The sequence below is a fragment of the Oleiphilus sp. HI0128 genome (assembly GCF_001635365.1).
In genome coordinates, this window is record NZ_LWGG01000886.1 from 1 (window position 1) to 2,057 (window position 2,057).

Sequence of the window (2,057 nt, forward strand, 5' to 3'; positions counted from 1 at the left end):
GCCTCGTAGTATCTACCGATACTACCAGCACCAACTCTGAAACGATGTTTCATAGCCAATCCCAACTTGTTTTGACTTCACTGCGTTTGTACAAAAATAATAAAAAAAGGAGAAGAGCATGAAAAGAGAAAAACGCCTTTACCTTCGTTATTCTGAAGAAGAAATAGAATATCTAAAGCAATGTGCTCATGAAGCAAATTCATACGTGAATGACTTTGTTATTAACTTAGCTTCTGGCATTGATATTACGATTGAGAAGCCAAGCAAGTTTGACATTGCGGCGTTGAAACTATTGAAACACGCCAGTGGAAATTTTAACCAAATTGCCAAGGTGCTGAATTATTCTGTCAAATTCATGGAGCCAGTTAATCCCCACAAGCTTGAAGAATGGCTCAATAATTTGCGCGATGAATTGAAGAAAATAAACGACCTGCTAGCCGAATGATTTTCAAGAAAATCCATCGCGGCGAAACCAAAAGAGGATGTTATAACACCGTTAAATACGTATTGGATGATCAAGATAATCCAGACCGAATATTGCTTGTTGAGACAAATTTTGACCATCCGTTTTTGCACGGAGATTGCATCAAAGAATTTGCGAAGAAATTCTCTGAGAAGATTGATGTTGATAATAAAAAGTGGGATCTAAAGCATCGGGTTAAAACCAATAAGCTTTATGAACATTACACAATATCCTTCCCAAAAAAAGACAATCTATCACCGTCAGATGTAATTTCTTTGTCAAAAGAAGCGATGAAACGGAACAAACTCTTCGGATTAAACAGAAGCTACCTTCTTGTTGTTCATGGCGATTGTGACAAAACAATTCATGCACATTTGGTATCAGACCGGCGCAATAAACGAGGCATTGCCTATAACCCCAAACGAGACATGAAAATCTGGAACAAATTATGTTCTGAGATAGAAGATGAAAATAATCTAACTAAGGTTCTTCGCTTTGAGGATGGCAACGTAATTCCTAACAAAGCCCTACTGCCCCAGCCGTCCAAAGAAGTTAAAAAATACCTGAAAGAATGTTTGGCTGAAGCATTAAAAAAGCCGAGCATCCCATCTTTCGTCAAACAACTAAAAAAGCAAGGCATCACCCCTCTAATCTCACACGCCAAAAACAAACGAGTTTCTGGAATTTCATACGCTTATCAAAATTATACTTTCAAAGGTTCTGCCATCGGTTTTTCGTGGAAAAAGATCATTGATGAACTGGAATATGACGAGGAGGAGCATTTCGAATTACTGAAAAATATCAAAGAATATAAGGAGCAAATGGAAGCTCTGAATAATATTTCAGGCGCAGTAGAGCCGGATAATACCTCAGAACAATACAAGCAATTATTTCCTAGCGAGAACTCCCCGCTAGCCCAATATACATCAATACACCGTGGCCGCCACATTGACTACTATTGCAATGATTCCGGTGGCAGAGTATTCCGTGAGACAAATAATAACATTGTTATTTATGACGACTCCTCGAATGATGTTATTGATGCCGCAATCACGCTTGCTTACCAGAAATATTCCCCTAACTCAACAATAAAACTGTCGGGCTCTAGAAAATTTAAACAAAGAATCTGGAGGAGGTATAAGGAGCTACAGCAAGAGAAGCCGGATATTTATAATCGAGATATCGTAGGATATAAGCCAAATAGCAAAGATAAGTCTTATATTTCGGGCCTGAAAGAGATTGACTCGCCCTCTATCGGTGACCAAATAGATAATGAGAAGAATAAGAAAGAGTTATTCAAAACCACGAAGCTAAAGTATCGTAAAAAACAATAATTTTTTAGGTGTAGGTAAGTTGCTCTCTCGTTCAGTGGTTCCCCGTTAGTACACAAGCTAGATACAAAACAGAACATAACAATTCGTAATCAAAAGACTAGGCCAAAACCGGAGACCGGAACAACTATTTTACGAATGATCTATTTTTCGAAACCTACATTTATGAATCAATAAATCGACTACCGGCTTCAGCGAGTCATTAGTGGATAGTCTATTATCAAACCCTCTATTAATACGATGTGATCTATATTTTGTATAAG

2 protein-coding genes are annotated in these 2,057 nt (G+C 37.8%); both read left to right on the top strand.

From position 1 onward, the window contains the following. Nucleotides 1-118 precede the first annotated feature (118 nt). On the top strand, nt 119-445 hold the full coding sequence (locus A3763_RS14135; protein WP_068633803.1) for a hypothetical protein: 327 nt from the start codon (nt 119-121) through the stop codon (nt 443-445). Next, nucleotides 442-1,797: an LPD7 domain-containing protein gene (locus tag A3763_RS14140; protein ID WP_068633801.1), complete on the top strand. Its 1,356-nt coding sequence runs from the start codon at nt 442-444 to the stop codon at nt 1,795-1,797. Before A3763_RS14135 ends, A3763_RS14140 begins: the two co-directional genes overlap by 4 nt. The last annotated feature ends 260 nt before the right edge of the window (nt 1,798-2,057 follow it).

Excerpts from the sequence above, each read along its gene's own strand:
- A3763_RS14140 (WP_068633801.1), top strand. The coding sequence starts at position 442 with ATGATTTTCAAGAAAATCCATCGCGGCGAAACCAAAAGAGGATGTTAT.
- A3763_RS14135 (WP_068633803.1), top strand. The coding sequence starts at position 119 with ATGAAAAGAGAAAAACGCCTTTACCTTCGTTATTCTGAAGAAGAAATA.